Annotated in this window: 1 protein-coding gene; it reads left to right on the plus strand. The window is 67.8% G+C overall.

Going from position 1 to position 457, the window contains the following annotated elements; all coding sequences use genetic code 11:
• A partial coding sequence (locus tag U4012_RS35675; protein ID WP_321804592.1) for an AMP-binding enzyme occupies positions 1-457 on the plus strand: 457 nt, incomplete at both ends.

Consider the following 457-nt stretch of genomic DNA (forward strand, 5'->3'; position numbering starts at 1 on the left):
AACCGGCCAGGACGTGCCGAACGGGCAAGGCGGGATTCTCGTCGTCAAGCGTCCATGGCCGGCGATGATCCGCACGATCTGGGGCGATCCGGAGCGCTTCAGGAAGAGTTATTACCCGGAAGAACTCGGCGGCACGCTCTATCTCGCCGGCGACGGCACGGTGCGCGACAAGGACACCGGCTACTTCACGATCATGGGCCGCATCGACGACGTGCTGAACGTGTCGGGCCACCGGCTCGGCACGATGGAGATCGAGTCGGCGCTGGTCTCGCACGAGCTGGTTGCGGAAGCGGCGGTGGTCGGCCGCCCGGACGACACGACCGGCGAGGCGGTGGTCGCGTTCGTGGTGCTCAAGCGCTCGCGTCCGGAAGGCGAGGAAGCGGCGGCGCTCGCGAAGGCGCTGCGCGACTGGGTCGGCAAGCAGATCGGGCCGATCGCGAAACCGAAGGACATCCGT

The sequence above is a fragment of the Burkholderia sp. BCC1988 genome, assembly GCF_905339895.1.
GTDB lineage: Bacteria > Pseudomonadota > Gammaproteobacteria > Burkholderiales > Burkholderiaceae > Burkholderia.